We start from the raw sequence: 885 nt of genomic DNA, 5'->3' as shown, positions 1-885 counted from the left end.
GAGCTCGACCACGTAGCCGCGCGCGCCGAGCGCGCGCTGGACCAGGCGCGCGAGACCGGGGTCGTCGTCGATGTAGAGGATGCGGGCCGTGCCGGCCGGTCCGGCCGCGGCGGGGGGAGGGCCGGTCATGGGTTCTCGGGCACCTGGATCACCGAGAAGAACAGCCCGAGCTGCCGGATGGCGTTGGCGAAGCCTTCGTAGTTCACCGGCTTGGTGATGTAGACGTTGGCGCCGAGATCGTAGCAGCGCTGGACCTCGCGGCTGTCGTCCGTGGTGGTCAGGACGACGACCGGCGAGCGCTTGGTGTGCGGGTTGGCCTTCACCTTCTCGAGGATGTCGATCCCGGTCATGTCGGGCAGGTTGAGGTCGAGCAGGATCAGCAGGTGGCGCCGCGCGCTGACCTCGCCCGAGCCGTCCGGCCCGAGGAGGAAGTCCAGGGCCGAGGTGCCGTCGCGGAAGGGGATGATCTCGTTGTTCACGCCCGCGCGGCGGATGTTGCGCTCGATCAGCCGGGCGTGCCCGTCGTCGTCCTCGATCATCACGATGCTGACGGCGTTCATGGCGGCCTCCAGGGTCATTCCGCGGCCAGGGTCGTCGGGGCGCCGTGTGCCTCACGACCTGTAGCCGCCTCGCGCGGCAGCGTCACCTCGAAGGTGGTGCCCTCGCCCAACGTCGAGGTCAGGTCGATGCGCCCGCCGAGCGACCGCACCAGCGCCTTGACGTGCGCCAGGCCGATCCCCTCGCCCGGCCGGTCCTGGACCCCGGAGCGGCGGAACAGCTCGAACACGCGGGCGTGGTCGCGCGGGGCGATGCCGCGCCCGTTATCCGTGACGGCGATGCGCACGCGGTCGCCGCCCGCCGGCCGGGCGGTGATGGCGATCCGGC

General features: G+C 71.6%; 2 protein-coding genes and 1 pseudogene. All 3 read right to left on the bottom strand.

The genetic code is table 11. The features are described 5' to 3' along the window. A pseudogene (locus FV222_RS32065) lies at positions 1-129 on the bottom strand (two-component system sensor histidine kinase/response regulator); the annotation flags it as partial. Then, entirely contained in the window at positions 126-560 is a 435-nt protein-coding gene (locus FV222_RS27630) for a response regulator (protein ID WP_147754180.1), read from the bottom strand. The pseudogene FV222_RS32065 and the gene FV222_RS27630, both read right to left, overlap by 4 nt. Positions 561-574: 14 nt before the next feature. After that, on the bottom strand, positions 575-885 hold a 311-nt coding region (locus tag FV222_RS27625; protein ID WP_147816321.1), incomplete at its 5' end, for an ATP-binding protein.

Origin of the sequence: Methylobacterium sp. WL103 (assembly GCF_008039885.1) — a bacterium.
Classification (GTDB): domain Bacteria; phylum Pseudomonadota; class Alphaproteobacteria; order Rhizobiales; family Beijerinckiaceae; genus Methylobacterium; species Methylobacterium cerastii.
The sequence above is the reverse complement of the archived record's forward strand: the minus strand, read 5'-3'. Positions and strand labels throughout refer to the sequence as shown.

Coding starts and splice junctions, on each gene's coding strand:
- FV222_RS27630 (WP_147754180.1), bottom strand. CDS start 560: ATGAACGCCGTCAGCATCGTGATGATCGAGGACGACGACGGGCACGCC.